Consider the following 3098-nt stretch of genomic DNA (forward strand, 5'->3'; position numbering starts at 1 on the left):
GTGCTGGACGGTATAGAGTTCGGCATAGTTGTATATCTTGAAATCGATGTTTGCGTCTGACACAGGATGGCCGGCTTCATCGCATACCAGTACGCCCTGACGGGCTACGGGAGCATAATTGCGAGTCACGTTTATTTCGGTATAGCAAGGTGTGCGGCTTATCACATCCTCATCGCCGGCATAGCGGCCGTATACCTTTGTGTGCATGAGCATGCCCCGGGAGGCCGGTTGGTTGAACCATCCCAAATTGAGTACAGGTTCCGGCTCGCAGGCACCGAGAAAATACCATTCGCCGTCCACCCAGGCTTCCACCCAAGCGTGATTGTCGTCGGTATGCGCCCAGCGTGGCGTGTAGACTTGTCGGGCCGGAATCCCGACAGCCCGTAAGGCGGCCACGGTGAAGGTTGATTCTTCGCCGCAGCGTCCCGTGGCGGTACGCATGGAGGCCAAAGGTGACGATGTGCGGGCGTCTGACGGTTTGTAAGTTACGTATTCATGGCACCAATGATTCACTTCGAGCACGGCCTCCTTCATGCTTTTCCCGGCTACGCGGCGTTTCAGTTCCTCGTATTTCGCTGTGCGGAAGGTATCGAGATTTTCATTGTTCACTCTTACCGGGAGGACAAAATGGTACCATTCGCGGTCGGGCACCTTCTTTCCCCATGACATCTCATGTCGGGCGCGGACGGCACAGGCCGCTTGGGTGGCGTAGTAATCGGCAGTGTAGTCGGCCATATCGGGCCATGGCATGTAAGCGTAGAGGAATGTCAGCGCATCGTAGACTTCGGTCTCAACAGCCAGCTGGTTCAGGCGCTGGGTTGCACCGGCCAGTTTCAGGTCGGCTTTGCGGGCGGCAAAGTCGTTTCTGACAGTAGTCGGAAGTTGCGCCTGTCCGCCGACCATTACGCAGATTAAGGTCAAGGTGAGGAGTGTTTTTTTCATAGTCCGTTGTTATTCTTTTATATAAGTGAAGAGTTGTGTGAGCGAGGCAGGGTCGTTCCAGCTCCAGTAACGGTCGTTCATCAGTCGCTTGAAGGCTTTCATCATGTCGGGTTTCACGTGTTTCTTGAAGTTGGTTTCATTAGCCGGGAATACTTGCCCTTTTACGCTGAAGTAATATTTGTTTTGCAGCGGATAACCTTTGTCAAACTCAAAAGCTCCGCCGTCTATTTCGAAGAAAGCGCCCGTTTCCGGCATGTCAAGGAATTGCATGTTGTCGCCGCCGGTGGTTTCGGCCTTGAGTTTTTCCATGTTGATGGTTGTTACGCAGAGCAGGTAGTCGTGATTCTTTTGCGCCACGACGCGTCCCATTTTCGTTTCGTCTACTTTACGGTATTGTATGGAGTCAAACTCTACGCCCAGCACGTTGCGGGTGTAAGCCTGCATTACTTTGTCTTCCTGCATAAAGCAGAGCGCGCCGTTTTTCAGGAGAATGTTGGCTTTCGCCTTGGTAAACCGTCCGAAGGGCTGCAGCACTTTGGCTTCTTTAAATTCGGGAAATGCGAAAATGGTGTGAGAGCGCACGTCCGCTTTCTGCTGCTGTGCCGCTATGGGCAATATCAGGCAGAATGAAAATAGGGCTAAAATAATTTTTCTCATACGGATAAACGTTTTTAAGTGTGTGATGCCCGGCTATGCGCCGGGAAGTTCTGTTTGTTATTTACTGAATTTCACGCAGGCCCATCGGTTTTGTTCGCGGGCATTTTCAAAGTGCAGCCCCAGCCGTTCGGCTTCAGTGCATATCTTTTCCACATCTTCCACATAGAAACCGCTCATATAGATGATACCGCCTGCTTTCATGCGTGGTACGTAATGCTGTAAGTCCGCCAGCAGGATATTGCGGTTGATGTTGGCTATGATGACATCGAAAGGTCCCTTGTCCGCCAGTGTCGAGGCGTCACCCAAATATACCTCGATACCGCTTACGCCATTGAGGGCGATGTTTTCCTCCGAATTACGCACACACCACTCGTCGTTGTCGACAGCCACGCAGCGGGCCGCACCGCGCATGCGCGCCAGGATGGCCAGAATGCTTGTGCCACATCCCATGTCGAGCACCTCCCGTCCGGTCATATCGTCCTCAAGCAGTCGGCTTATCATCTGTGATGTTGTGGCGTGATGTCCCGTACCGAAAGACATCTGCGGATTGATGGTGATGTTGAACTCCGCCTGCGGCACATCCTTGTGAAAGGTGCCCGCTATGACACACCGGCCGTCCACCATCAGCGGCTGAAAATAATTCTTCTCCCATTCCTCGTTCCAGTTTTTGTCTTCCGCCTCTGCCATGACATATTCCACTTTCACCTCCGGCAGAGGAAAATCAGCCAGAGCAGCGTCAAGTATGCCGGAGTCGTAGAGGTCACGTTTGATGTAAGCCTTGAAAGGGCCTGCCGTAGCGGCTTCGGCAAAAACGGGCGCTTCGGGGTCGTCAGTCTCCGCCACGCGGGGCAAGTCGAGGGCGTCCGGATGAACAAAACTGTCAAAGCCGACATCCGCCAATACGGCAGACAGAATGTCGTGCACTGTTTCGTCCGATGGTGTGGTTGTAAAAGTAAATTCGAGGTATTTCATGTGAAAAGATGGTTTCGTTTGTTTTTTTATTGAATAACCGGATCATCTGCGGCCGATAACAGCCGGATTGCGGATGTATTTTGGAAGAGTCTGTTCGCCGGCACGATCAGAGCTTGCGTATGCGCCATTCTGAGGGGTATAAGTTGTTGGCCCGTGAACCCAGATTGTTCAGGAATCCCAGCGGACGGTCCTCAAAAGTGGCCACTACATATCCCCTTGCCACGTCGGGCGGAAGGGTCAGGACTTCGCGGCGCAGATAGGCCAGCGCTTCGTCCGGCGACAGCTCTGCGCGAGGAAAGGCATCGCCGGCCAGTTGGATGCTCAGAGCCAGTTCGTGACGGGGAACAAGTTTGCGGCCTTTCTCTTCGGCCACAAGGATGCCCACGCTGACAGCCCTCACCGTGGCGCAGACGCGTTCAACATCGTCGAAGAGCGACTGGCGCACAGCGGCGATATGTGCCTCTGACGGACGGAACAACTTGAAATCTCCGGCATCGGCCAGCCAGGCGGCCGCGGTCTTCCCTCCC

At 53.8% G+C, this 3098-nt stretch carries 3 protein-coding genes and 1 pseudogene; all 4 read right to left on the minus strand.

Features of this window, described 5'->3' with window-relative positions:
• A partial coding sequence (locus C5S62_RS01990; RefSeq protein WP_371411177.1) for a transglutaminase family protein occupies positions 1–903 on the minus strand: 903 nt, incomplete at its 3' end.
• 48 nt (positions 904–951) lie between these two features.
• Positions 952–1599, minus strand: coding sequence for a hypothetical protein (locus tag C5S62_RS01995; protein WP_104403843.1), 648 nt, complete (start codon positions 1597–1599; stop codon positions 952–954).
• 57 nt (positions 1600–1656) lie between these two features.
• Positions 1657–2571 carry a 50S ribosomal protein L11 methyltransferase gene (prmA, locus tag C5S62_RS02000; protein ID WP_104403844.1) on the minus strand — a complete coding sequence of 305 codons (915 nt, stop codon included), beginning with the start codon at positions 2569–2571 and terminating at the stop codon, positions 1657–1659.
• Between the two features lie 106 nt (positions 2572–2677).
• A pseudogene (locus C5S62_RS02005) lies at positions 2678–3098 on the minus strand (rRNA cytosine-C5-methyltransferase); the annotation flags it as partial.

Source organism: Prevotella sp. MGM2, assembly GCF_002933955.1.
Taxonomy (GTDB): domain Bacteria; phylum Bacteroidota; class Bacteroidia; order Bacteroidales; family Bacteroidaceae; genus Alloprevotella.

Excerpts from the sequence above, each read along its gene's own strand:
- C5S62_RS01995 (WP_104403843.1), bottom strand. The coding sequence starts at position 1,599 with ATGAGAAAAATTATTTTAGCCCTATTTTCATTCTGCCTGATATTGCCC.
- prmA (WP_104403844.1), bottom strand. The coding sequence starts at position 2,571 with ATGAAATACCTCGAATTTACTTTTACAACCACACCATCGGACGAAACA.